Consider the following 22,496-nt stretch of genomic DNA (forward strand, 5'->3'; position numbering starts at 1 on the left):
TCGAAGAAGAGTACCCGTACGGGTGGTTCCACGGAAAGTTTCCGTGACCCGTGAGGAGGGTGTGAATCGGCTGCGCGCGAGTGGGTGGCCGGCTCGGCGATGATCCTACCGGGGCAGTGGGACTGCTCTGTCCCGGTCTGCCCGGGGTTGCCTCAACTGGCCGTGGCCAGCAGCTTGATGACCCGGTCGGCGTCGCAGGTGCGCGGGCAGGTGGCGCAGGTGTCCTCGGGGCGCAGGGTGTAGAACATGCAGCAGCTCGCGCGGTCCCGGGTGCGCAGCGGCTCGCCGTCGGGGCCGGTCAGTTCGCGGAAGGCCGCGGTGCCCACGTACGGCTTGGTCGCGCCCGGCAGGAGCAGCTCCAGCTCGCGCATCGCGCGCCGCTCCTCGATCCCGCCGAGCAGCTGGGCGACGTACCAGAGCCCCTCGACGATCTCGTCCGTCGCCATACCCCACAGCGCCCGGCCGCGGCGCCGCATCCGGGGGCCGAAACCGGCCAGGACCGGCTCCAGGTGCTCCGCGACCGCCGACCGCACCTCGGCCCGCAGCGCCTCCTCGTCCGGGACGACCCGCGCTCCGGGCAGTGCGGCCGCCTCGTCGCCGGGCAGGCAGGCGAAGCCGGCCGGGCGGACGGCCAGGTGGCCGACGGGGTGGGCGGGGGCGGTGCGGTCGTACGAGACGTGCGTCACCGGGTAGCGGGGCACGCGGCGGTGCAGGAACCAGGGGACGGTGATCAGGAGGCAGGCGGGCCAGGCGTACCGGTGCAGGCCGAAGCTGGCGATCACGTCGGGCCGCGCCTGCCGGCCGTAGTCCCGGTGTATCTGGGCGTCGTCCCAGGACAGGAAGGTGTCGAGGCCGGGGCCTGCCTCCGCGAGCGCGGCGGCGGTGGTCCAGTTGCCGCCCTGGGGGGTCTCGTCCTCGGCGGTCAGTTCGGTGATGGCCAGCCCCGGGAGGACCTCGGTCAGCCGGGCGTACGCGCCGGAGAGGGCCGAAGGGGGCAGGGGCATGTGATCACCGGTCCGCGTGAGGCGTTTGAAGGTAAGGCTTACCTTACCCAAGATCGCCGGGATTTGAACTGGCGGCCGGTGCGCTTATGGTGCTTGACGGACGAGTAACAACCCGCCGTAATGACCCCAAGTACCGATACGTCCGGAGGAGGAGCCGTGAAGCAGGGCGCGCAGGGCTCCGCCGGGGCGGGGGTGCCTGGGGGAGAGGTGCCGAGGGGAGACGTGCCGAGGGGAGACGTGCCGGGTGGGCAGGTCCGGGTGCCGCAGCAGGCCGGGGCCGCTGATGCGGGCCGGGTGAGGCCTGGAGCCGGTGCCGAGGCGGTGCGGGGTGAGCACACGCACAGTGAGCCTGTCCTGCCGGCCGCGCCGCGGGGACGGCCTGTCGTTCAGCGGTCCTCGGTGCGTGGGCAGATCGTCCATGCGCTGCGGGCCGCGCTGGTGGCCGGGGACCTGAGGCCCGGGGAGGTGTACTCGGCTCCGGTGCTGGGGGAGCGGTTCGGGGTCTCGGCGACGCCGGTGCGGGAGGCCATGCAGCAGCTGGCCCTGGAGGGTGCCGTCGAGGTCGTGCCGAACCGTGGGTTCCGTGTGGTCGAGCGGGGAGCGCGGGAGCTGGCGGAGCTGGCCGAGGTGCGGGCGCTGATCGAGGTGCCGGTGATGCTGCGGCTGGCCCGTACCGTGCCGGCGGAGCGCTGGGCCGAGCTGCGGCCCCTCGCCGAGGCGACGGTCCGCGCGGCGTCATCCGGCTGCCGCGCGACCTACGCGGAGTCCGACCGGGGGTTCCACCGGGCGGTGCTGTCCCTCTCCGGGAACGAGCAGCTGGTCCAGATCGCGGAGGACCTGCACCGGCGGGCACAGTGGCCGCTGGTGGGGAGCAGCGGGCCGGGGATGCGGGGCCGGGCCGATCTGGTGGCGGACGCGCACGAACACACGGCGTTGCTGGACGCGTTGATCGCCCGGGACCTGGAGGTCGTGCGGGCGCTGGTGGGGGAGCACTTCGCGGGCGCGGGCGCGGGTGCGGGCTGAGCGGTGTCCGCGTGCGCCGTTTGCGCCTGCTCGCCGGTGGTGGGTCGGGGCCGCGCCGGGGGGTGTCCGTCCTCGGAACGGCGCGATGGGGTTGCGTACCGACTCACTGTCCGTTGACGCGCCAACCGCTGCGGGCGGACACCCCCCGACACGGCCCCTTCCGTGCGTCGGCGGGTGCGGGTGCGGGTGCGTCTCGGCTTGGCTGCCGCGGGCAGTCGTGCCGCCGGGTTGCGGACCCGCCCGGCCCGAGCGGCGACGCCGGGTGCCTTCCGACGCCGTCAAGCTGTCGCCGCCGGAGGGGCCGGGGCCAACTGGCGTGCCAGCCACGTCGGCACACCCCCGAGCAACCGGAACAACCGCCGGGCCTCCTCCCGCAGCCGGGCCGCCTCCGGCTCGGGCTCGGTGTCGGCGAGCGACACCAGCGCCGGGGCCGTACCGACGAGATAGCCCAGCTCCTCACGGATCCGCAGCGACTCCGTGAAACCGTGCCGCGCCTCCGCCAACTCCCCGTCCCGCAGCGCGAGTCCGGCCAGGTGCCGCCACGTGAACGACAGCAGCAACGGGTCGGACTGCGCCGTCGCCCCCGCGTGCGCACGGCGATACGCGGCCCGCGCCGCCTGCGGGGAACGCGTCAGGTTCTCCGCGAGCAACCCGCGACGGAAGTCAAGCAGGGCCCGCTGCGGAGCCCCCGGAGGGATCAGCGCCGCGGCCCGCCCCAGCGCCGCCCGCGCCTCGTCGGCCCGGTCGCGCACCGTGAGCAGCGTCGCGGCGTAGGCCAAGTACCCGCGTTCACAAGCGGCCGCGCCCCGCTCGTCGTCGCTGTGGGCCAGCGCCTCCGCGGTGCGCAGGGCGTCCTCGGCCTCCTCCCAGCCCTGCTCCGTGTACAGACACCGTTCCACCAGCAGCGACGCGCGTTGCAGCGCCGCCGCGGGGGTGTCCGGCAGGAGCAGGGCGGCCGCGTCGGCCCAGCACGCGCGTGAGCGCAGCCGCCATACCGCGGTCTGGAGGGGATCGTCACCGGCGGTCGTTCCGTTACCAGACATGGCGGAATGCGCCACGTTGCCCTCCCCGAGCACGCCATCGAGCTGTTGAGTGGTGGCGGCATCTCAGCACGAATCGCGGCGCCGGGCCAAGAGGGTGGGTGAAGGATTTCACAAAGTCGTGGGACTCCTGGGCGCCCGTGTTCGCGCCGGGGCGCCCCCCGCGTCTCAGCTCATCCGCAGCGCCAGGAAGAAGTCCAGCTTGTCCTCCAGGCGGGACAGGTCACGACTCGTCAACTGCTCGATGCGCCCCACCCGGTAGCGCAGTGTGTTGACGTGGAGGTGCAGCCGGGCGGCGCAGCGCGTCCACGAGCCGTCGCAGTCCAGGAACGCCTCCAGCGTGGGGATCAGCTCGGCGCGGTGGCGGCGGTCGTAGTCGCGCAGGGGGTCCAGCAGGCGGGCCGTGAAGGCGCGGCGGACGTCGTCCGGGACGAAGGGCAGGAGGAGTACGTGGGAGGCCAGTTCCTGGTGGCCCGCCGCGCAGACCCGGCCCGGGCGGGCCGCCGCCACCCGGCGGGCGTGGCGGGCCTCCTCCAGTGCGCCGCGCAGGCCCTCCGCCGAGTGCACGGCCGCGCTGACTCCCAGCGTGAGACGGCCGTCGTCGTCCAGGCCGGCCGTCAGGGGGTCCCGTACGGACTCCAGGAGCGCGTCCGCGAGGATGCCGGTCTCGGAGCCGTCGTGCTCCGTCGAGACGGCGGGGAGCGGGACGAGGGCGACGGCCTCGTCGCCCGTGTGGGCCACGGCGATGCGGTCGGAGTGCTCCGGGCCCGCCGACAGGGGGTCCACGAGGATCTCCTCCAGCAGGGCCTGGGCGACCGGGCCCTGCTCGATCTCGGCGCCGTCCCAGTCGACGCTGGCCACGATCACCTGCCAGTGCGGCGCGGCGCCGAGGCCGGGCAGCAGGACCGGGGCGGCCACCCGGAGGCGGGCGGCGATCTCGCCGGGGGCCGCGCCCGTCTGGACCAGTTCCAGGACCTCCTGGGCGAGGCGGCGGCGGACCGTGCGCGCGGCGTCGCGGCGGTCCCGCTCGACCGCGATCAGCTGGGTGACGCCGTACAGCAGGTCCAGGCGCTCCTCCGCCCAGTCGCCGGCGTCCGCCTCGACGGCCAGCAGCCAGTCGGACAGGACGGTCTCGCGGGCGTCCCGGGCGGTCTGCTGGGCGCGGCCCGTCGAGCGGATGGGGAAGAGGGAGTAGGTCGTGCCGCCCAGCAGGACGCGGTGCGGGGCGCGGCGGCCCGTGCGCGTGGCGGTCAGGTGTTCCGCCGCCAGCCGGCCGCAGGCCTCGGCGGTGAGGGCGGGACCCGACGTCTTCGGGCCCGCGATCAGGCGGCCGGTGGGGGAGAGGACCCAGGCGCGCAGGTCCAGGTCCGAGCCCAGGAGGTCCAGGACCACGTCCGGGCCGCCGCCCGCCGGGCCCGACGTCATCATCCGGCGGTGGCGGTCGACCACGGCCGCGAGGTCCCCGGCGCGCTCGCCGGAGACCTGCCGTACGACGTGCTCGGTGATGGTCGCGAACGCCACCGACTCGTGCACCGCGAAGAGCGGGAGGCGGTGGCGGGCGCAGGCCTCGACCAGGTCGTCCGGGACGTCCCCGAGCTCGGCCTCGCCCGCGGCGAGGGCCGTGACCCCCTCCTGCACCAGGATCCGCACGAACGGCTCCGAGTCCGTGGCGTCCCGGCGCCAGGCCAGGCCCGTGAGCACCAGCTCGCCGCCCGAGAGGTAGCGGCTGGGGTCGCGCAGGTCGGTGGTCATCACACCGCGCACGGTGCGGTCCAGCTCGTCCTCGCCGCCGAGCAGCTTGAGGCCCAGCGCGTCGGTGTCCAGCAGTGCGCGCAGCCGCATTCTCGTCGCCGCCGTTCTTGTCTCGAAATCCGCGGTGGATCTTGCCGGTCCAGGCTGTGTCCCAGGTCACGCGGCTGTGTCACGCGTTTCCACAGGAAAACGGGGAGGTTTCTGATGGCCTCCGTTCATATGAATCTACAAGATGCCCGCCCTGGCCAGCCAACTCCTTCATGGTTTCCGTGACTGACCCCTCCGGAGCAACGGCCTGTGTACTGAGTCCACTACGCGTGAACAGCACATGAACGAGCCGGGACCGCCGCACACGGATTGGCTCAATCTGAACGCCCCACGAGAAGACGAAGAAGAGAGCCGGTCATGGACTTCCTTCGCCCCGCCAGCTGGGAGGAGGCGCTCGCCGCGAAAGCCGAGCATCCCACCGCTGTGCCGATTGCGGGTGGCACCGACGTGATGGTCGAGATCAACTTCGACCACCGCCGGCCCGAGTACCTCATGGATCTGAACCGCATCGGCGACCTCTGCGAGTGGGAGGTCGGCGAGGAGAGCGTGCGGCTGGGTGCCTCCGTGCCCTACACGAAGATCATGGAGAACCTGCGCGCCGAGCTGCCGGGGCTCGCCCTCGCCTCGCACACGGTCGCCTCCCCGCAGATCCGCAACCGCGGCGGTGTCGGCGGCAACCTCGGCACCGCCTCCCCGGCCGGCGACGCCCACCCCGCCCTGCTCGCCGCGGGCGCCGAGGTGGAGGTGGAGTCGGTGCGCGGGGTGCGGCGCATCCCGATCGACGAGTTCTACACGGGTGTGAAGCGCAACGCGCTGGCCCCCGATGAGCTGATCCGCGCCGTGCACGTGAAGAAGGCCGACGGGCCGCAGCAGTTCTCCAAGGTGGGGACCCGGAACGCGATGGTCATCGCCGTGTGCGCCTTCGGGCTCGCGCTGCATCCGGAGACGCGGACCGTGCGGACCGGCATCGGTTCGGCCGCTCCGACACCCGTTCGGGCCAAGACCGCCGAGGAGTTCCTGAACGCCGCTCTGGAGGAGGGCGGCTTCTGGGACAACGGGCAGATCATCACCCCGTCCGTCGCCAAGCAGTTCGCGGACCTGTGCGCCGCGGCCTGCAATCCGATCGACGACGTCCGGGGCACCGCGAGCTACCGCCGCCACGCGGTCGGCGTCATGGCCCGCCGCACGCTGACCTGGACCTGGGAGTCCTACCGCGGCGCCCGCCGCACCACAGAGGGAGCTGCGTGATGCGCGTCAACTTCACGGTCAACGGCCGTCAGCAGGAAGCCGACGACGTGTGGGAGGGCGAGTCCCTGCTGTACGTGCTGAGGGAGCGGCTCGGGCTGCCGGGCTCGAAGAACGCCTGCGAGCAGGGCGAGTGCGGATCGTGCACGGTCCGGCTGGACGGGGTGCCGGTGTGTTCCTGTCTGGTCGCCGCCGGGCAGGTGGAGGGCCGCGAGGTCGTCACCGTCGAGGGGCTCGCCGACTTCGCCAAGCAGCGCGCCGAGGGCGGCTGCGCCTCCGGTGCGTGCGGTACGTCCTTGCAGAACGCGCAGCAGTGGGAGGCCAAGGGCACCGACTCGCAGACCGGCGAGGGCACCGAGCTCTCCCCGATCCAGCAGGCGTTCATCGACGCCGGCGCCGTCCAGTGCGGCTTCTGCACGCCCGGACTGCTGGTCGCCGCCGACGAGATGCTGGAGCGCAACCCGAACCCGACCGACGCGGACATCCGCGAGGCCCTGTCGGGCAACCTGTGCCGCTGCACCGGCTACGAGAAGATCATGGACGCGGTCCGCCTGGCGGCCGCCCGGCAGGGAGAGGCGGTCTGATCATGTCTTCCCCCAACGGAACCCCGACCAAGATCACCCAGGGCTCGCAGACCAAGGGCGGCATCGGCGAGTCCACGCTCCGCCCGGACGGCACCCTCAAGGTCACCGGCGAGTTCGCGTACTCGTCCGACATGTGGCACGAGGACATGCTCTGGGGCCAGATCCTCCGGTCGACCGTCGCGCACGCCGAGATCGTGTCCATCGACACCGGCGAGGCCCTGGCCACGCCGGGCGTCTACGCCGTGCTGACCTACGACGACCTGCCGACCGACGTGAAGAACTACGGGCTGGAGATCCAGGACACCCCGGTCCTCGCCCACGGCAAGGTCCGTCACCACGGCGAGCCGGTCGCCCTCGTCGCCGCCGACCACCCGGAGACCGCGCGCCGCGCCGCCGCGAAGATCAAGGTGGACTACCGGGAGCTGCCCGTCATCACCGACGAGGCGTCGGCCACCGCGCCGGACGCGATCCTCGTCCACGAGAACCGCGACGACCACCACGCGGGCCATGTCCCGCACCCGAACATCGTCCACCGCCAGCCGATCGTCCGCGGGGACGTGGCGGAGGCCCGGAAGCGGGCGGACGTGATCGTGGAGGGCGAGTACACCTTCGGCATGCAGGACCAGGCCTTCCTCGGCCCCGAGTCCGGCCTCGCCGTGCCGGAGGAGGACGGCGGCGTCCACCTCTACATCGCCACCCAGTGGCTGCACAGCGACCTGCGCCAGATCGCGCCCGTGCTCGGCCTGCCCGAGGACAAGGTGCGGATGACGCTGTCCGGCGTCGGCGGCGCGTTCGGCGGCCGCGAGGACCTGTCCATGCAGATCCACGCCTGCCTGCTTGCCCTGCGCACCGGCAAGCCCGTCAAGATCGTCTACAACCGGTTCGAGTCCTTCTTCGGACACGTCCACCGCCACCCCGCCAAGCTCTACTACGAGCACGGGGCGACCAGGGACGGCAAGCTCACGCACATGAAGTGCCGGATCGTCCTGGACGGCGGCGCCTACGCCTCCGCCTCCCCGGCCGTCGTCGGCAACGCCTCCTCCCTGTCCGTCGGCCCCTACGTGATCGACGACGTGGACATCGAGGCCATCGCCCTCTACACCAACAACCCGCCCTGCGGCGCCATGCGCGGCTTCGGCGCGGTCCAGGCCTGCTTCGCCTACGAGGCGCAGATGGACAAGCTGGCGAAGAGGCTCGGCATGGACCCGGTGGAGTTCCGGCAGCTCAACGCCATGGAGCAGGGCACGATCATGCCGACCGGGCAGCCGGTGGACTCACCGGCCCCGGTCGCCGAACTCCTGCGCCGCGTCAAGGCGATGCCGATGCCGCCGGAGCGCCAGTGGGAGAGCAGTGAGGGCGCCGACCTGCGGGAGCTGCCGGGCGGCCTGTCCAACACCACGCACGGTGAAGGCGTCGTACGCGGGGTCGGCTACGCGGTCGGCATCAAGAACGTGGGCTTCTCCGAGGGGTTCGACGACTACTCGACCGCGAAGGTCCGGATGGAGGTCGTCGGCGGCGAGCCCGTGGTCACCGTCCACACGGCCATGGCCGAGGTCGGGCAGGGCGGTGTCACCGTCCACGCGCAGATCGCCCGCACCGAGCTGGGCGTCACGCAGGTGACGATCCACCCGGCCGACACACAGGTGGGCAGCGCCGGTTCGACGTCGGCCTCCCGGCAGACGTACGTCACCGGTGGCGCCGTGAAGAACGCCTGCGAGCTGGTCCGCGAGAAGGTGCTGGAGCTCGGACGCCGCAAGTTCGGCACCTACCACCCGGCCTGGGCGACGGCCGAGCTGCTCCTGGAGGGCGGCAAGGTCGTCACCGACGGCGGCGAGGTCCTGGCCGGCCTGGCCGACGTCCTGGAGGGCGAGAGCGTCGAGGTCGAGGAGGAGTGGCGGCACCGGCCGACCGAGCCCTTCGACCTGCGCACCGGCCAGGGCAACGGGCACGTCCAGTACTCCTTCGCCGCGCACCGCGCCGTCGTCGAGGTCGACACCGAGCTCGGCCTGGTGAAGGTCATCGAGCTGGCCTGCGCCCAGGACGTCGGCAAGGCGCTCAACCCGCTGTCCGTGCTCGGCCAGATCCAGGGCGGCACGACACAGGGCCTGGGCGTGGCGGTCATGGAGGAGATCATCGTCGACCCCAAGACGGCGAAGGTGAAGAACCCCTCCTTCACGGACTACCTGATCCCGACCATCCTCGACACCCCGACCATCCCGGTCGACGTCCTCGAACTCGCCGACGACCACGCCCCGTACGGGCTGCGCGGCGTGGGCGAGGCACCCACCCTGTCGTCCACCCCGGCGGTCCTCGCGGCCATCCGGAACGCGACCGGGCTCGAGCTGAACCGGACTCCGGTACGGCCCGAGCACCTGACGGGTACGTCACTCTCCGAGGCCTGAGCAGGAGAGCTCCGTCCGGGGGACCGCGTCCCCCGGACCCCCTTCGTTCGTCTCGGGCCGTCCCCCGGGTCGTGCATCCCAACCCCCTATGAAACTTGGGAGTAGGCCCACATGACCCAGCAGTCACTGGAGCCGAGGACCACAGCCGAAGACGCGGGCGAAGGCACCCGCGTCCCGGCCGGACGGTCCTGGCTCGACCGGTACTTCCACATATCCCGCAGAGGGTCCACGGTCGCGCGCGAAGTGCGCGGCGGCGTCACCACCTTCATGGCGATGGCGTACATCCTCCTGCTCAACCCCCTGATCCTGTCCGGCAAGGACGCGGCGGGGAACACCCTCGCGCAGCAGGGCCTGATCACGGCGACCGCGTTCGCGGCGGCCCTCACCACCCTGCTGATGGGTTTCGTCGGCAAGGTGCCGCTCGCCCTCGCCGCCGGCCTCTCCGTCTCCGGGGTCCTCGCCTCCCAGGTCGCGCCCGAGATGACCTGGCCACAGGCGATGGGCATGTGCGTGATGTACGGCGTGGTCATCATGCTGCTGGTCGTCACCGGCCTGCGCGAGATGATCATGAACGCGATCCCGCTCGCGCTCAAGCACGGCATCACGATGGGCATCGGCCTGTTCATCGCCCTCATCGGCTTCTACAAGTCCGGTTTCGTGCACCAGGGGAAGGCCACTCCCGTCACGCTCGGCCCGGCGGGCGAACTGGCAGGCTGGCCGGTGCTGCTCTTCGCCGGCACCCTGCTGCTGATCTTCATGCTGCAGGCCCGGAACATCCCGGGCGCCATCCTCATCGGCATCGTCAGCGGTACGGTCGTCGCCGCGATCCTGAACGCCGCCGGTGTCATCGACCCCAGGCAGTGGGCGGCCGGCGCCCCCGAGCTGCACGGCGGCGCGGTGTCCATGCCCGACTTCTCGCTCTTCGGGGACGTGGAGTTCGGCGGCTGGGGCGAGGTCGGCGCGATGACCGTCGGCATGATCGTCTTCACGCTGGTGCTGGCCGGGTTCTTCGACGCGATGGCCACCATCATCGGCGTCGGCACCGAGGCGAAGCTCGCCGACGACAAGGGCCGGATGCCGGGCCTGTCCAAGGCGCTGTTCATCGACGGCGCCGGCGGCGCGATCGGCGGGGTGTCCGGCGGCTCGGGCCAGACGGTGTTCATCGAGTCGGCCACGGGCGTCGGCGAGGGTGCGCGCACCGGCCTGGCCTCGGTCGTCACCGGTCTCTTCTTCGCGGCCTGCCTGTTCTTCACGCCGCTCACGGCGATCGTGCCGCAGGAGGTCGCGTCCGCCGCCCTCGTCGTCATCGGCGCGATGATGCTGATGAACGCCCGGCACGTGGACTGGGCCGACCGGGCCACCGCCATCCCGGTGTTCCTGACGGTCGTGCTGATGCCGTTCACGTACACCATCACCACCGGTGTCGCCGCGGGCGTCATCTCCTACGTCGCCATCAAGACCGCCCAGGGCAAGGTGCGCGAGATCGGCGCCTTCATGTGGATCCTGACGGCGGTGTTCCTCGTCTACTTCGCCCTCAACCCGATCGAGAGCTGGCTGGGCGTCCACTGACACGGACGCCCGTCGCACTCTCGCCGCAGCCTCAAGGAGACCGAGACAGATGCTGGACATCGCCGAGGAGTTGAACCGGTGGGTCGAGCAGGGCCGTGACTTCGCCGTGGCCACCGTGGTGGCCGTCGGCGGCAGCGCGCCCCGGCAGCCCGGCGCCGCGCTCGCGGTGGACGCCGAGGGCACGGCGATCGGCTCGGTCTCCGGAGGCTGCGTGGAGGGCGCGGTCTACGAGCTGTGCGAGCAGGCGCTGCGGGACGGCGAGACCGTCCTGGAGCGCTTCGGCTACAGCGACGACGACGCCTTCGCCGTGGGTCTGACCTGCGGCGGCGTCATCGACATCCTGGTCACCCCGGTGCGGGCCGGCGATCCGGTCCGCCCGGTGGTCGCCTCCGCGCTCACCGCCGCCGCGGGTGGGGAGGCGGCGGCGGTTGCGCGGATCGTGTCGGGCCCGCGCGAACTGACGGGCCGGGCCCTGCTGGTCCGTCCCGACGGCTCCTACGACGGTGGCTTCGGCGGCCATCCGGAACTGGACCGCACGGTCGCCGCCGAGGCGGGTGCCTTCCTGGACGCCGGCCGCACGGGCACGCTGGAGATCGGAGAGCAGGGCTCACGCTGCGGAGCACCGCTCACGGTCCTGGTCGAGTCCTCGGTCCCGGCGCCCCGCATGATCGTGTTCGGCGCGATCGACTTCGCCGCCGCTCTGGTCCGCATCGGCAAGTTCCTCGGCTACCACGTCACCGTGTGCGACGCCCGGCCGGTCTTCGCGACCCGGGCGCGCTTCCCGGAGGCCGACGAGATCGTCGTCGAGTGGCCCCACCGCTACCTGGAGCGCACGGACGTCGACGGCCGCACGGTCCTGTGCGTCCTGACCCACGACGCCAAGTTCGACGTCCCCCTGCTGAAACTGGCCCTGCGGCTGCCGGTGGCGTACGTCGGTGCCATGGGCTCCCGGCGCACCCACCTGGACCGCAACACGCGCCTGCGGGAAGTCGGCGTCACCGAGCTGGAGCTGAGCCGGCTGCACTCGCCGATCGGCCTGGACCTCGGGGCCCGTACGCCCGAGGAGACGGCCCTGTCGATCGCGTCGGAGATCGTCGCCGGGCGGCGCGGTGGCAGCGGGGTCCCGCTGACCGGGGCCCACACGCCGATCCACCACGAGCCGGAGTCGAAGGCGGTGGGGCGGATCGGGTCGGTGGCCTGAGCAGCCACGACTGCTGCTCAGCCGTCAGGGGCGTCTGAGCAAGCGGTTGAGGGCACGGCCGAACACGTACCGCGCCGAGGGCCGCAGTACGCCGTCGAAGAGCGACGGCAGCAGCCGGATCCGGATCTCCTCCCGCCAGACCACACGGGTACGGCCCCCGGGCCCCGGCCGGACTTCCAGCTCCGCCCAGCCCAGCACCACCCGGCCCCGCTTCTCCAGGCGGCACATCCCCGGAGCCCCGTCCTTTGGCGGCTGCCACACCGTGACCTCCATCGGGTCCTCGAAGGACAGCGGCCCGACACCCGACCGGGCCACGACGACGGTCCCCGGGCCGGTGGGCGCGGGCGGCACCACCGAGACGCGCGTCCACGGCACCACCTCACCGTGCCGCCGCCACTGCGTGATCCGCCGCCACGCCTCGTCGAGGGGGAGCGGGACCGTACGTTCGAGCAGGATGTTCGCCACGCCACGATCGTAGGCACTCTGGCTACGGAGCCAACCGCGCCACCGCCCCGGTCTCCAGGGCCGCCCACACGGTGCCGTCCGGGGCCGTTGTGATGCCGTGTGGTTCGGAGTGCGGGGAAGGGAGGGGGTGTTCGAGGAGTTCTCCCGTGGCGGTGAGGTGGCCGATGCGGTTGGTGCCCCACTCGGTGAACCAGCAGTCTCCGGGAGCGGTGGCGGTGATGGCGTGGGGGCGGGAGGTCCGGTCGGGGAGGGGGAACTCCTCGATCCGGCCGTCCGTGGCGGCCTTGCCGACCTGGCCCGCCGCGATCTCGACGAACCACAGGCTGGTGCCGTCGCTGGTGATGCCGACCGGGGCGGCGTCCGGGGTGGGCAGCGGGTACAGGCGGATGTCGCCGGTGACCGTGATGCGGCCGATGGCGTTGGCCTGGTTGAGCGTGAACCACAAGGCGCCGTCCGGACCCGGGGTGATCGCCGAGGCGAAGGCGCCTGTCACCGGGAGGGCGAACTCGGTGATCTCGCCGCCGGTCGTCAGGCGGCCGATGCGGTCAGTGTTCATCTGCGTGAACCAGAGCGCGCCGTCCGGGCCGGCCGTGATGCCGTAGGGGCCGCAGTCGGGCGTCGGCAAGGCGAAGGATTCCGTCTCGCCGTCGACCGTGACACGGCCGATCCGGTGATCCGCGGAGCGGGTGAACCACAGCGCCCCGTCCGGCCCGGGCGCGATGACCATGGGGCGGCAGGACGGCGAGTCCAGCGCGTACTGCGTGAGCTCGCCGTCCAGGGTGAGACGCCCGATCCGGCCACTGTGGACGAACGTGAGCCACAGGGCCCCGTCCGGCCCGGCCGTGATCCCGTACGGCCCGGCATCCCGGTCCGCCACGGCGAGTTCCTGGACGACCGGCGAGTCCGAGTGCGACAACGGTTCTCCCTTCAGCGCGTCCTCGCACCCTCCCCGCGCGCGAAGGCGTCCGCAACCCCTTTTCCCCGCCGGGGCGTTGAAACGTCCTACCGGTAGACCTTCCCCGGCTCCGCCTTCCCGGGGGCCAGCAATTGCGGCACCGTCACGAACACGTACCCCCGTTCCTTGAGCGCGTCGATGATCCCCGGCACCGCCGGCACCGTGCCGTCGTAGATGTCGTGCAGCAGGATGATCCCGTCCCGGGACGCCCCGGCGAGGACGCGGCGGGTGATCAGGTCCGGGTCGGTCGTCGTGTAGTCCTTCGCCGTCACGCTCCACAGCACCTCGGCGAGGCCCAGCTCGCGGCAGATCTCGTGGACGGTGTCGTCGGTGCGGCCCTGCGGCGGGCGCATCAGGGTCGGGCGCTGTCCGGTGAGGCGTTCTATCTCCTGGTTGGGGCGTTCGAGCTCCTCGCGTATCTCCTCGGGTCTCAGCCGGGTCAGGATCTTGTGGTCCCAGGTGTGGCTGGCCACCTCGTGGCCCTCGTCCGCCATCCGCCGCACCAGCTCCGGGTACTTCTCGATGTGCCGCTTCCCCAGGAGGAAGAAGGTCGCCGGGACCCGCTTCTCCTGAAGGATGTCCAGCAGGCGTGCGGAGTGCTCGCTCGGCCCGGCGTCGAAGGTGAGCGCGATGCACTTCACCTCGCGGCAGTCGACGGTGCCGAAGCGCGCTGCCCGGACGTCCGCCGCCGCCTGTGCGCGGACGGCGCTGGGAGCCGTGGTGTCGGGCCCTGAGCAGCCGCTCAGCGCCAGTGTCAGGGCGACGGTCGCCGCGAGCGTTCCGGCCGTTCGGAACGCGATCCCCGTTTTCTTCATCTTCTTGGTCAGAGAAGGCATGCCGGGACTATACACACCGTGTATACGCCCAGTTCATAGTGTTCCGGCTCCTCGCCTGGTTACTCGCGCCGACACGCAAGTGAAAGCCAGTGGGAGGAGAGTCCCGTGAGCGGAGATGCCTGGCGCCGGGCCCTGGTGACGGGCGGTGCCGGATTCGTGGGGTCCCATCTGTGCGCGCGGCTGCTGGACGCCGGCACGGAGGTGGTGTGCCTGGACAACCTGGCCACCGGGTCCCGCGCCAACGTCGCCGACCTGGAGCAACGCCCCGGCTTCCGCTTCGTGCGCGGTGACGCCACCGACCCGGCCGCCTGGCAGGCCCTGCCAGGCCGGTTCGACCTCGTCCTGCACTTCGCGTGTCCCGCCTCGCCCGCCGACTACCTGCGGCTGCCGCTGGAGACCCTCGACGTCGGCAGCACCGGCACCCGCCACGCGCTGGAGCGGGCCCATGCCGACGGTGCCCGCTTCGTGCTCGCCTCCACCTCCGAGGTGTACGGCGACCCGCTGGAGCACCCGCAGCGCGAGACGTACTGGGGCAACGTCAACCCGATCGGCCCGCGCAGCGTCTACGACGAGTCCAAGCGGTTCGCGGAGGCCCTGGTCACGGCCCACCGCCAGGCGCGCGGCACCGACGCCGCCATCGTCCGCCTCTTCAACACCTACGGCCCCCGCATGCGCACCGGCGACGGCCGCGCCGTCCCCGCCTTCATCGCGCAGGCCCTGGACGGCATGCCCCTGACCGTCGCCGGCGACGGCGGGCAGACGCGCTCGCTGTGCTACGTCGACGACACCGTCGACGGCGTGCTCGCGCTGGCCGCCTCCGCCGAGACCGGGCCGGTGAACATCGGCGGCGGCGACGAGATCACGATGCTGGAGCTGGCCCGCCGGATCGTGGAGATCACCGGCTCCGCCTCCCGGATCCGGTTCGTGGACCGCCCCGTCGACGACCCGGCCCGGCGCCGCCCGGACACCCGGCTGGCCCGGGAACGGCTCGGCTGGCAGCCCCGCGTCGGCTGGAGCGAGGGACTCGAACGGACCGTTGGCTGGTTCTCGCGCTCCGTGGCTGCCTGAGCATGGCTACAGCCTGAGGTTTCAGTACTGCATGAGGTGAAAAATCCGGCTATGAGGCGGTGAGTTGTCTCCAAGTGTTTGAGACAGCCGCCGTACGGCACTCGGCGAGACGCCGGAGTACGCCACACAGCTCGGGACGGAGCACATGCGCATCCTTGGTATCAACGCCCTGTTCCACGACCCGGCCGCAGCCCTCGTCGTCGACGGCCACACGGTGGCGGCCGCCGAGGAGGAGCGCTTCAGCCGGCGCAAGCACGGCAAGCGCCCGCTGCCGTTCTCCGCGTGGGAGCTGCCGGAGCTGTCCGCCCGCTGGTGCCTGGAGCAGGCGGGACTGCGGCCGGGGGACCTGGACGCAGTCACCTACTCCTTCGACCCGAAGCTCGCCCGGCCCGCCCGAGACATGGGCCTGAACGACCCCTGGGACCCACTGCGCCTGGAGTACGCGCGCCGCGCCCCCGAGTTCCTCGCCGAGGCCCTGCCGGGCCTCGACCCCGAGCGGGTCGTCTTCGTCCCCCACCACGTCGCGCACGCCGCCTCCGCCGGGCCCGCCTCCCCGCACCCCGACAGTGCCGTCCTCGTCCTGGACGGCCGCGGCGAGGCCGCCTCCCACCTGGCCGGCCGCTACCGCGACGGCAAGCTCGACACCCTCGCCACCCAGGCCTTGCCCGACTCCCTCGGCCTGGTCTACGAGGACCTCACCGAACACCTCGGATTCCTGCGCAGCAGTGACGAGTACAAGGTGATGGCCCTCGCCTCCTACGGCACCCCGCGCTTCCTGCCGCAGCTGCGCCAGTACGTCCACGCGACCGGCCACGGCGGCTTCCGCGCCCACGGAGTCGACTGGGCCGCCTTCGCCCCGCCCCGCGCCAAGGGCGAACCCTGGAACCAGGACCACGCCGACCTGGCCGCGAGCACCCAGGCCGTCCTCGAAGAGGTCCTGCTGGAACTCGTGCACTGGCTGCACCGCGAGGCCGGGGGCGAGGCACTCACGATGGCCGGGGGCGTCGCCCTCAACTGCGTCGCCAACTCGAAGATCGCGGCCAAGGGCCCCTACCGGGACGTGTGGGTCCAGCCCGCCGCCGGGGACGCCGGCACCGCGCTCGGCGGAGCCCTGCACCTCGCCGCGACGGAGACCGGACAGGCCGACCCGATGCCCGGCGCCGACCTCGGCCGCGGCTGGAGCGACGACGAACTGCGCGCCTGGCTCGACACCGCGGCGATCCCCTACGAGAAGCCGGACGACATCGCCGAGACCGTCGCCGGGGAACTGGCCCGGGACGGCGTCGTCGCCTGGTTCCAGGGCCGCGGCGAGTACGGTCCGCGCGCCCTCGGGCACCGCTCCCTGCTCGCCCACCCCGGCCGGGCCGAGAACCTGGAGCGCCTCAACCACGTCAAGGGCCGCGAGGAGTTCCGGCCCGTCGCCCCGATGGTGCTCGCCGACCGCGCCGCCGACCTGTTCTCCGGCGGCCCGCTGCCCAGCCCGTACATGCTCTTCGTGCACGACGTCGCCCAGGCGTGGCGCGACCGCATCCCGGCCGTCGTGCACGTCGACGGCACCGCCCGCATCCAGACCGTCGAGGAACGCCGCGAACCCCTGGTGGCGCGGATGCTGCGGGCCTTCGAGCGGCGCACCGGACTGCCCGTGGTCGTCAACACCAGCCTCAACACCGCCGGACGGCCCATGGTCGACGACCCGCGCGACGCCCTGGAGTGCTTCGGCTCCGCACCCGTCGACCTGCTGGCCATCGGCCCGTACGCGGTCCGCCGGGGGCGGGTGTTCGACGCGGGGAGGGCAGCGGCATGACCTCGTACGCCGTCGTCATCCCCACCCTCGTACGGGACACCCTCGCCGACTGTCTCGCCGCGCTCGCCGCCGCGACCGGGCCGCGCCCCGAGCAGATCGTCCTCGTCGACGACCGGCCCGACCCCGAACCCGGAAAGCTGGAGCACCCGTTGAGCGTCCTCGGCGACCTGCGGGAACGCACCACCGTGCGCACCGGCGGCGGACGCGGGCCCGCCGCCGCCCGCAACACCGGACTGCGGGCCGTGACCGCGCCGTGGACCGTGTTCCTCGACGACGACGTCCAGGTCGGCCCCCACTGGGCCGACCAACTGGCCGAGGACCTCGCCGAGGCGACGCCCGACATCGCCGGCGTCCAGGGCGACATCACCGTCCCGCTGCCCGGCGAACGCCGCCCCACCGACTGGGAACGCGGCACCGCCGGACTCGCCCGCGCCCACTGGATCACCGCCGACATGGCCTACCGCACCGACGCCCTCAAGCAGGCCGGCGGCTTCGACGAACGCTTCCGGCGCGCCTTCCGCGAGGACGCCGACCTCGCGCTGCGCCTCCTCGACGCGGGCTGGCGCATCCGGCAGGGCCGCCGCACCACCCGCCACCCCGTGCGCCCCGCCTCCCGCTGGGTGTCCGTGCGCCAGCAGCGCGGCAACGCCGACGACGCCCTCATGCGGCAGCTGCACGGACCCGACTGGTGGGACAAGGCGGTCGCGCCCCGCGGCCGGATCCGCAAGCACGCGGCGATCACCACCGCGGGCGTCGCCGCGTGCGCCCTCGCCGCCACCGGACACGGCCGGGCCGCGGCGGCCTGCGCGCTCGGCTGGGCAGCCGGCACGGCGGAGTTCGCCCGGGCCCGCATCGCGCCCGGCCCGCGCACCCGCGAGGAAGTGATGACCATGCTGGCGACCAGCGTGCTCATCCCGCCGGCCGCGACCTGGCACCGGCTGACCGGCGCCCTGCGCCACCGCCATGCCCCCTCCTGGCAGGAGGTGACACGGTGAGCCAGGTCAAGGCCGTGCTGTTCGACCGCGACGGCACCCTCGTCGAGGACGTCCCCTACAACGCAGACCCCGACCGCGTACGCCCCGTCGACGGCGCCCGCGAGGCCCTCGCCCGCTTGCGCGCACGCGGCATCCGCACCGGCGTCGTCACCAACCAGTCCGGCGTCGCACGCGGCCTGCTCACCGACGCCGACGTCCGCCGCGTCAACCACCGGGTCGACGAACTCCTCGGCCCCTTCGACGTGTTCGCCGTCTGCCCGCACGGCCCCGACGACGGCTGCCACTGCCGCAAGCCCGAGCCCGGCATGGTGCTGTGGGCGGCCGGGCGGATCTGCACCGACCCCGCCGACCTGGTCGTCATCGGCGACATCGGGGCGGACGTGGAGGCCGCCCGCCGCGCCGGCGCCCACGGCATCCTCGTCCCCACCGCGCAGACCAGGCCCGAGGAGATCGCGGACGCGGACCACGTCGCCCCCGACCTGCTGACCGCCGTCCGGGCCGTACTGGACGGACCGCCCAAGGGCCGCGTCCTCGCCGACGAACGCCCTATCCAGGAGGCCTACACGGCCGACCCGAGGCAGGGGAGGGACGCGTGAAGGCACTCGTCACCCGTCTCGACAGCTTCGGCGACGTCCTGCTCGCCGGACCCGCCGTCCGCGCGGTCGCCGCCCGCGCCGACACCGTCACCCTGCTGTGCGGACCGCGCGGCGCGCCCGCCGCCCGGCTGCTGCCGGGCGTCGACGACATCCTGGTGTGGGACGCGCCCTGGGTGGGCTTCACGCCCCCGCCCGTCGGCCGCGGGGAGGTCGAGCTGCTCCTCGACACCATCGACGCCGACACGGCCCTGGTCCTGACGTCCTTCCACCAGTCCCCGCTGCCCACCGCTCTGCTGCTGCGCCTGGCCGGTGTGGACTTCATCGCAGCCGACAGCGAGGACTACCCCGGCTCCCTCCTCGACGTACGCCACCACCGCGCACCGCACGCCCACGAGGTGGAGGCCGCGCTCGACCTCGCCGAGGCCGCCGGGTTCCCGCCGGCCGACGACGGCCGGCCCCGAGTGCTCCCGCCGCCCGCCACCGCCGGACTCACCGGCCCGGAGCCGTACGTCGTCCTGCACCCCGGCGCCAGCGTCCCCGCCCGCGCCTGGAGCCCCGGCCGCTGCGCCGAGGCGGTGCGCGAACTGGCCGCCGCCGGGCACCGCGTGGTGGTGACCGGCGGCGCGGGGGAGAGCGACCTGACCGCGTACGTCGCAGGCTCGCACGCCCTCGACCTCGGCGGCCGCACCGGGGCCGCGGAACTCGCCGGCGTTCTCGCGGGCGCCACCGTCGTCGTCACCGGCAACACCGGCCCCGCCCACCTCGCCGCCGCCGTCGGCACCCCGGTCGTGTCCCTGTTCTCCCCGGTCGTCCCCGCCGAGCGCTGGCGGCCCTACGGCGTCCCGTACGTGCTGCTCGGCGACCAGGACGCCCCGTGCGCGGACAGCAGGGCGCGGGAGTGCCCCGTGCCCGGTCATCCCTGCCTGGACACGGTCACCGCGCACGACGTGGTGACCGCCGTGGAGAAGCTGATGGGGGAGGCGGCATGAGGATCCTGCTCTGGCACGTGCACGGGTCGTGGACCACCGCGTTCGTGCAGGGCCCGCACACCTACGTCGTCCCCGTCACCCCCGACCGGGGCCCCGACGGACTGGGCCGGGCCCGCACCTGGGACTGGCCCGACTCGGTCGTGGAAGTGCCGCCGGAGCGGCTGCGGGACGAGGACATCGACGTCGTCGTGCTGCAACGCCCGCACGAACTCGACCTGGTCGACTGGTGGCTGGGCCGCCGCCCGCCGCTGGTGTACCTGGAGCACAACGCCCCGCACGGCGACGTGCCCGACACCCGCCACCCGGCAGCGAGCATCCCCGGTGTCACCCTCGTCCACGTCACGCACTTCAACCGGCTGATGTGGGACGCGGGTCCGACGCCCAGCACCGTCATCGAGCACGGCATCGTCGACCCCGGACCGCTGTGGACCGGGGAGCTGGAACGCGCCGCAGTCGCCGTCAACGAGCCGCTGCGGCGCGGCCGTACCACCGGCACCGACCTGCTGCCGGCCTTCGCCGGGGCGGCTCCGCTGGACGTCTTCGGCATGGGCACCGAAGGCCTCGCCGGCCATCTCGGCCTCCCGGCCGACCGCTGCCGCTCCCATGAACTCACCCAGAGCGAACTGCACTCGGCCATGGCGCGGCGACGCGTCTACGTCCACCCCGTCCGCTGGACCTCCCTGGGCCTGTCCCTGCTGGAGGCGATGCACCTCGGCATGCCCGTCGTCGCGCTGGCCACCACCGAGGTCACCGAAGCCGTACCGCCCGGCGCCGGAGTGGTCTCCAACCGGATCGACGAACTGACCCGCGCCGTACGGGACTTCGTCGTCGACCCGCTGCACGCGCGCATGGTCGGCGAGGGAGCACGGGCGGCGGCGCTCGCCCGCTACGGGCTGTCCCGCTTCCTGGACGACTGGGAGCGGCTACTGAAGGAGGTGGCCCGATGAGGATCGCCATGGTGTCCGAGCACGCGAGTCCCCTCGCCGCGCTCGGCGGCGTCGACGCAGGCGGCCAGAACGTGTACGTGGCCCGCCTGAGCGAGGAACTGGCCCGGCGCGGCCACGACGTGACGGTCTACACCCGGCGCGACGCGGCCGGCCTGCCCGACCGGGTGCCGCTGCCCGGCGGGGCCGTCGTCGAGCACGTGCCCGCCGGACCGGCCGCGCCCGTCCCCAAGGACGAACTGTTCCCGTACATGCCCGGCTTCGGCGCCTGGCTGGCCCGCGCCTGGGCCCACGAGCGGCCCGACGTGGTGCACGCCCACTTCTGGATGTCCGGCATGGCCTCCCGGATCGGCGCCCAGCCGCACGGCGTGCCCGTCGTGCAGACCTTCCACGCCCTCGGCACCGTCAAGCGCCGCCACCAGGGCCGGCTCGACACCAGCCCGCCCGAACGCGTCGGCATCGAGCGGCAGATCGGCCGCGGCTGCGCCCAGGTCCTGGCCACCTGCACCGACGAGGTGCACGAACTGGCCGAGCTGGGAGTGCCGCGCCGCCAGGTGTCCGTGGTGCCCTGCGGGGTGGACGCCGAGCAGTTCCGGCCCGGGGTACGGCCCGACGGCGTCCCGGCACGCCGCGCACGGCACCGGCTGCTCGCCTGCGGCCGGCTCGTCCCGCGCAAGGGCTACGACCAGGCCGTACGGGCCCTCGCCCGGATCCCGGACGCCGAACTCCTCATCGCGGGCGGACCCGCCGCCGACCGGCTCGCCGACGACCCCGAGGCGCGGCGGCTGCGGCGGCTCGCGCGGAGCACCGGCGTGGCCGACCGGGTGCGGCTGCTCGGCGCGGTGGACCCGGCCGGCATGCCGGCCCTGATCGGCAGCGCGGACCTGGTCCTGTGCACCCCGCTCTACGAGCCGTTCGGCATCGTGCCGCTGGAGGCGATGGCCTGCGCTGTGCCCGTCGTCGCCACCGACGTCGGCGGCCACCGCGACAGCGTCGCCGAGGGCACCACGGGCCGGCTCGTCCCGCACCGGGACCCCGAGTCGATCGCGGCCGCCGTACGCGAACTCCTCGCCGACGACGCACTGCGCCGCCGCTACGGCAGCGCCGGCCGCGAACGCGTCCTCGACCGCTACACCTGGCGGCGCGTCGCCGACGGCGTGGAGCGGGTCCACCGCCAGGTCCTCGCCGGACACGCACAGCAGAAGGAGGTGGCGTGATGAGCGTGCACCCGCCCGTCACCGGGCACTGCGACGAACTCCAGGACGCCCTGGCCTCGTTCCGCGCCTCGGCGCACATCACCCAGCGGTGGGGCGAGCACCTGGCGGCCGTGCTCACCGGCGGCGGCCGGCTGCTGGCCGCGGGCAACGGCGGCAGCGCGGCCCAGGCCCAGCACCTGACCGCCGAACTCGTCGGCCGCTACCGCGACGACCGGCCCGCCTTCTCGGCGATCGCCCTGCACGCCGACACCTCCAGCACCACCGCCATCGCCAACGACTACGGCGTGGACGAGGTGTTCGCCCGCCAGGTGCGCGCCCACGGCCGCCCCGGCGACGTCCTGATGCTGCTGTCCACCAGCGGCGCCAGCGCCAACCTGCTGTCCGCCGCGGACGCCGCCCGCGCGGCCGGTGTGCGGGTGTGGGCCCTCACCGGCCCGGCGCCCAACCCGCTGATGGCGGGCAGCGACGAGTCCCTGTGCGTCGAGGCGCCGACCGGGGCCACCGTGCAGGAACTCCACCTGGTGGCGGTGCACATGGTGTGCGAGGCGTTCGACGCGGCGGTGGAGAACGGGACCTGGCGCAGGCGCGACGCCGGCCGGCGGGACGGGCACGGCGGCAGGTGGGACGGCGACAGCCGGCAGGACGGGCACGGCGGCCTGCGTGACGGTGACGGCCGGTGGCTTGACGGCGGCGGCGTCCGGCAGAACGGGCACGGCGGCCGGCGGGACCGCGACGGCCGGTGGCGTGACGGCGGAGGCG

The 22,496-nt window shown here is 73.3% G+C and carries 19 protein-coding genes and 1 pseudogene; 14 read left to right on the forward strand and 6 right to left on the reverse strand.

Translation table 11 applies throughout. The features are described 5' to 3' along the window. Positions 1–152 precede the first annotated feature (152 nt). Positions 153–1,004 carry a (2Fe-2S)-binding protein gene (locus tag ACH4G3_RS02810; RefSeq protein ID WP_397622751.1) on the reverse strand — a complete coding sequence of 284 codons (852 nt, stop codon included), beginning with the start codon at positions 1,002–1,004 and terminating at the stop codon, positions 153–155. Positions 1,005–1,160: 156 nt separating this feature from the next. Here ACH4G3_RS02810 and ACH4G3_RS02815 point away from each other — a divergent pair, with 156 nt between their 5' ends. Continuing rightward, the gene (locus tag ACH4G3_RS02815) at positions 1,161–2,027 is read left to right on the forward strand and encodes a GntR family transcriptional regulator (RefSeq protein ID WP_397622752.1); all 867 of its coding nucleotides are present in this window, start codon (positions 1,161–1,163) and stop codon (positions 2,025–2,027) included. 278 nt (positions 2,028–2,305) lie between these two features. On the opposite strand, the gene ACH4G3_RS02820 is transcribed toward ACH4G3_RS02815, so the two are convergent. Both ACH4G3_RS02820 and ACH4G3_RS02825 read right to left on the reverse strand, forming a co-directional pair. Further along, the gene (locus ACH4G3_RS02820) at positions 2,306–3,085 is read right to left on the reverse strand and encodes a hypothetical protein (RefSeq protein WP_397622753.1); all 780 of its coding nucleotides are present in this window, start codon (positions 3,083–3,085) and stop codon (positions 2,306–2,308) included. A 150-nt stretch (positions 3,086–3,235) separates the two neighbouring features. Beyond that, complete coding sequence (locus ACH4G3_RS02825) at positions 3,236–4,909, reverse strand: PucR family transcriptional regulator (protein ID WP_397622754.1); 1,674 nt, start codon at positions 4,907–4,909, stop codon at positions 3,236–3,238. Between the two features lie 315 nt (positions 4,910–5,224). Here ACH4G3_RS02825 and ACH4G3_RS02830 point away from each other — a divergent pair, with 315 nt between their 5' ends. The 5 genes from ACH4G3_RS02830 to ACH4G3_RS02850 all read left to right on the forward strand — a co-directional run bounded on the left by ACH4G3_RS02830 (position 5,225) and on the right by ACH4G3_RS02850 (position 11,868). Beyond that, positions 5,225–6,115 carry an FAD binding domain-containing protein gene (locus tag ACH4G3_RS02830; protein ID WP_397622755.1) on the forward strand — a complete coding sequence of 297 codons (891 nt, stop codon included), beginning with the start codon at positions 5,225–5,227 and terminating at the stop codon, positions 6,113–6,115. Then, positions 6,115–6,696: a (2Fe-2S)-binding protein gene (locus ACH4G3_RS02835; RefSeq protein WP_397622756.1), complete on the forward strand. Its 582-nt coding sequence runs from the start codon at positions 6,115–6,117 to the stop codon at positions 6,694–6,696. The genes ACH4G3_RS02830 and ACH4G3_RS02835 overlap by 1 nt, the downstream gene beginning before the upstream one ends. 2 nt (positions 6,697–6,698) lie before the next feature. Then, complete coding sequence (locus ACH4G3_RS02840; protein ID WP_397622757.1) at positions 6,699–9,098, forward strand: xanthine dehydrogenase family protein molybdopterin-binding subunit; 2,400 nt, start codon at positions 6,699–6,701, stop codon at positions 9,096–9,098. Positions 9,099–9,209: 111 nt separating this feature from the next. Continuing rightward, entirely contained in the window at positions 9,210–10,667 is a 1,458-nt protein-coding gene (locus ACH4G3_RS02845; protein ID WP_397622758.1) for an NCS2 family permease, read from the forward strand. Positions 10,668–10,716: 49 nt separating this feature from the next. Then, complete coding sequence (locus tag ACH4G3_RS02850) at positions 10,717–11,868, forward strand: XdhC family protein (protein WP_397622759.1); 1,152 nt, start codon at positions 10,717–10,719, stop codon at positions 11,866–11,868. 24 nt (positions 11,869–11,892) lie between these two features. Here ACH4G3_RS02850 and ACH4G3_RS02855 read toward each other — a convergent pair whose 3' ends face one another. The 3 genes from ACH4G3_RS02855 to ACH4G3_RS02865 all read right to left on the reverse strand — a co-directional run bounded on the left by ACH4G3_RS02855 (position 11,893) and on the right by ACH4G3_RS02865 (position 14,103). Continuing rightward, positions 11,893–12,333, reverse strand: coding sequence for an SRPBCC family protein (locus ACH4G3_RS02855; RefSeq protein ID WP_397622760.1), 441 nt, complete (start codon positions 12,331–12,333; stop codon positions 11,893–11,895). Between the two features lie 22 nt (positions 12,334–12,355). Beyond that, a complete protein-coding gene (locus ACH4G3_RS02860; RefSeq protein ID WP_397622761.1) occupies positions 12,356–13,249 on the reverse strand; it encodes a Vgb family protein in 894 nt (297 codons plus the stop codon). 86 nt (positions 13,250–13,335) lie between these two features. Then, positions 13,336–14,103 carry a polysaccharide deacetylase family protein gene (locus tag ACH4G3_RS02865; RefSeq protein ID WP_397623365.1) on the reverse strand — a complete coding sequence of 256 codons (768 nt, stop codon included), beginning with the start codon at positions 14,101–14,103 and terminating at the stop codon, positions 13,336–13,338. Between the two features lie 126 nt (positions 14,104–14,229). Between ACH4G3_RS02865 and ACH4G3_RS02870 the strand changes: the two genes are divergently transcribed. The 8 genes and pseudogenes from ACH4G3_RS02870 to ACH4G3_RS02905 all read left to right on the forward strand — a co-directional run. Further along, the gene (locus tag ACH4G3_RS02870) at positions 14,230–15,192 is read left to right on the forward strand and encodes an NAD-dependent epimerase/dehydratase family protein (RefSeq protein WP_397622762.1); all 963 of its coding nucleotides are present in this window, start codon (positions 14,230–14,232) and stop codon (positions 15,190–15,192) included. A 145-nt stretch (positions 15,193–15,337) separates the two neighbouring features. After that, complete coding sequence (locus ACH4G3_RS02875; protein WP_397622763.1) at positions 15,338–16,996, forward strand: carbamoyltransferase family protein; 1,659 nt, start codon at positions 15,338–15,340, stop codon at positions 16,994–16,996. Then, the gene (locus tag ACH4G3_RS02880; RefSeq protein WP_397622764.1) at positions 16,993–17,991 is read left to right on the forward strand and encodes a glycosyltransferase family 2 protein; all 999 of its coding nucleotides are present in this window, start codon (positions 16,993–16,995) and stop codon (positions 17,989–17,991) included. The genes ACH4G3_RS02875 and ACH4G3_RS02880 overlap by 4 nt, the downstream gene beginning before the upstream one ends. Further along, positions 17,988–18,587: a D-glycero-alpha-D-manno-heptose-1,7-bisphosphate 7-phosphatase gene (locus ACH4G3_RS02885; protein ID WP_397622765.1), complete on the forward strand. Its 600-nt coding sequence runs from the start codon at positions 17,988–17,990 to the stop codon at positions 18,585–18,587. Before ACH4G3_RS02880 ends, ACH4G3_RS02885 begins: the two co-directional genes overlap by 4 nt. Beyond that, positions 18,584–19,576, forward strand: a complete 993-nt coding sequence (locus ACH4G3_RS02890; protein ID WP_397622766.1) for a glycosyltransferase family 9 protein — start codon at positions 18,584–18,586, stop codon at positions 19,574–19,576. Before ACH4G3_RS02885 ends, ACH4G3_RS02890 begins: the two co-directional genes overlap by 4 nt. Then, complete coding sequence (locus ACH4G3_RS02895; protein WP_397622767.1) at positions 19,573–20,523, forward strand: glycosyltransferase; 951 nt, start codon at positions 19,573–19,575, stop codon at positions 20,521–20,523. Before ACH4G3_RS02890 ends, ACH4G3_RS02895 begins: the two co-directional genes overlap by 4 nt. Then, positions 20,520–21,737 carry a glycosyltransferase gene (locus ACH4G3_RS02900; RefSeq protein WP_397622768.1) on the forward strand — a complete coding sequence of 406 codons (1,218 nt, stop codon included), beginning with the start codon at positions 20,520–20,522 and terminating at the stop codon, positions 21,735–21,737. The genes ACH4G3_RS02895 and ACH4G3_RS02900 overlap by 4 nt, the downstream gene beginning before the upstream one ends. Beyond that, positions 21,737–22,303: pseudogene (locus ACH4G3_RS02905) on the forward strand (D-sedoheptulose-7-phosphate isomerase); the annotation flags it as partial. The gene ACH4G3_RS02900 and the pseudogene ACH4G3_RS02905, both read left to right, overlap by 1 nt. Positions 22,304–22,496: the final 193 nt, after the last annotated feature.

The sequence above is a fragment of the Streptomyces afghaniensis genome, assembly GCF_044327915.1.
Lineage (GTDB): Bacteria > Actinomycetota > Actinomycetes > Streptomycetales > Streptomycetaceae > Streptomyces > Streptomyces afghaniensis.

Bases quoted from the DNA above. Each gene is read 5' to 3' on its own strand.
- ACH4G3_RS02895 (WP_397622767.1), top strand. From the start codon at position 19,573: ATGAGGATCCTGCTCTGGCACGTGCACGGGTCGTGGACCACCGCGTTC.
- ACH4G3_RS02850 (WP_397622759.1), top strand. From the start codon at position 10,717: ATGCTGGACATCGCCGAGGAGTTGAACCGGTGGGTCGAGCAGGGCCGT.
- ACH4G3_RS02875 (WP_397622763.1), top strand. From the start codon at position 15,338: ATGCGCATCCTTGGTATCAACGCCCTGTTCCACGACCCGGCCGCAGCC.
- ACH4G3_RS02835 (WP_397622756.1), top strand. From the start codon at position 6,115: ATGCGCGTCAACTTCACGGTCAACGGCCGTCAGCAGGAAGCCGACGAC.
- ACH4G3_RS02830 (WP_397622755.1), top strand. From the start codon at position 5,225: ATGGACTTCCTTCGCCCCGCCAGCTGGGAGGAGGCGCTCGCCGCGAAA.
- ACH4G3_RS02900 (WP_397622768.1), top strand. From the start codon at position 20,520: ATGAGGATCGCCATGGTGTCCGAGCACGCGAGTCCCCTCGCCGCGCTC.
- ACH4G3_RS02865 (WP_397623365.1), bottom strand. From the start codon at position 14,103: ATGAAGAAAACGGGGATCGCGTTCCGAACGGCCGGAACGCTCGCGGCG.
- ACH4G3_RS02840 (WP_397622757.1), top strand. From the start codon at position 6,699: ATGTCTTCCCCCAACGGAACCCCGACCAAGATCACCCAGGGCTCGCAG.
- ACH4G3_RS02880 (WP_397622764.1), top strand. From the start codon at position 16,993: ATGACCTCGTACGCCGTCGTCATCCCCACCCTCGTACGGGACACCCTC.
- ACH4G3_RS02845 (WP_397622758.1), top strand. From the start codon at position 9,210: ATGACCCAGCAGTCACTGGAGCCGAGGACCACAGCCGAAGACGCGGGC.
- ACH4G3_RS02810 (WP_397622751.1), bottom strand. From the start codon at position 1,004: ATGCCCCTGCCCCCTTCGGCCCTCTCCGGCGCGTACGCCCGGCTGACC.
- ACH4G3_RS02825 (WP_397622754.1), bottom strand. From the start codon at position 4,909: ATGCGGCTGCGCGCACTGCTGGACACCGACGCGCTGGGCCTCAAGCTG.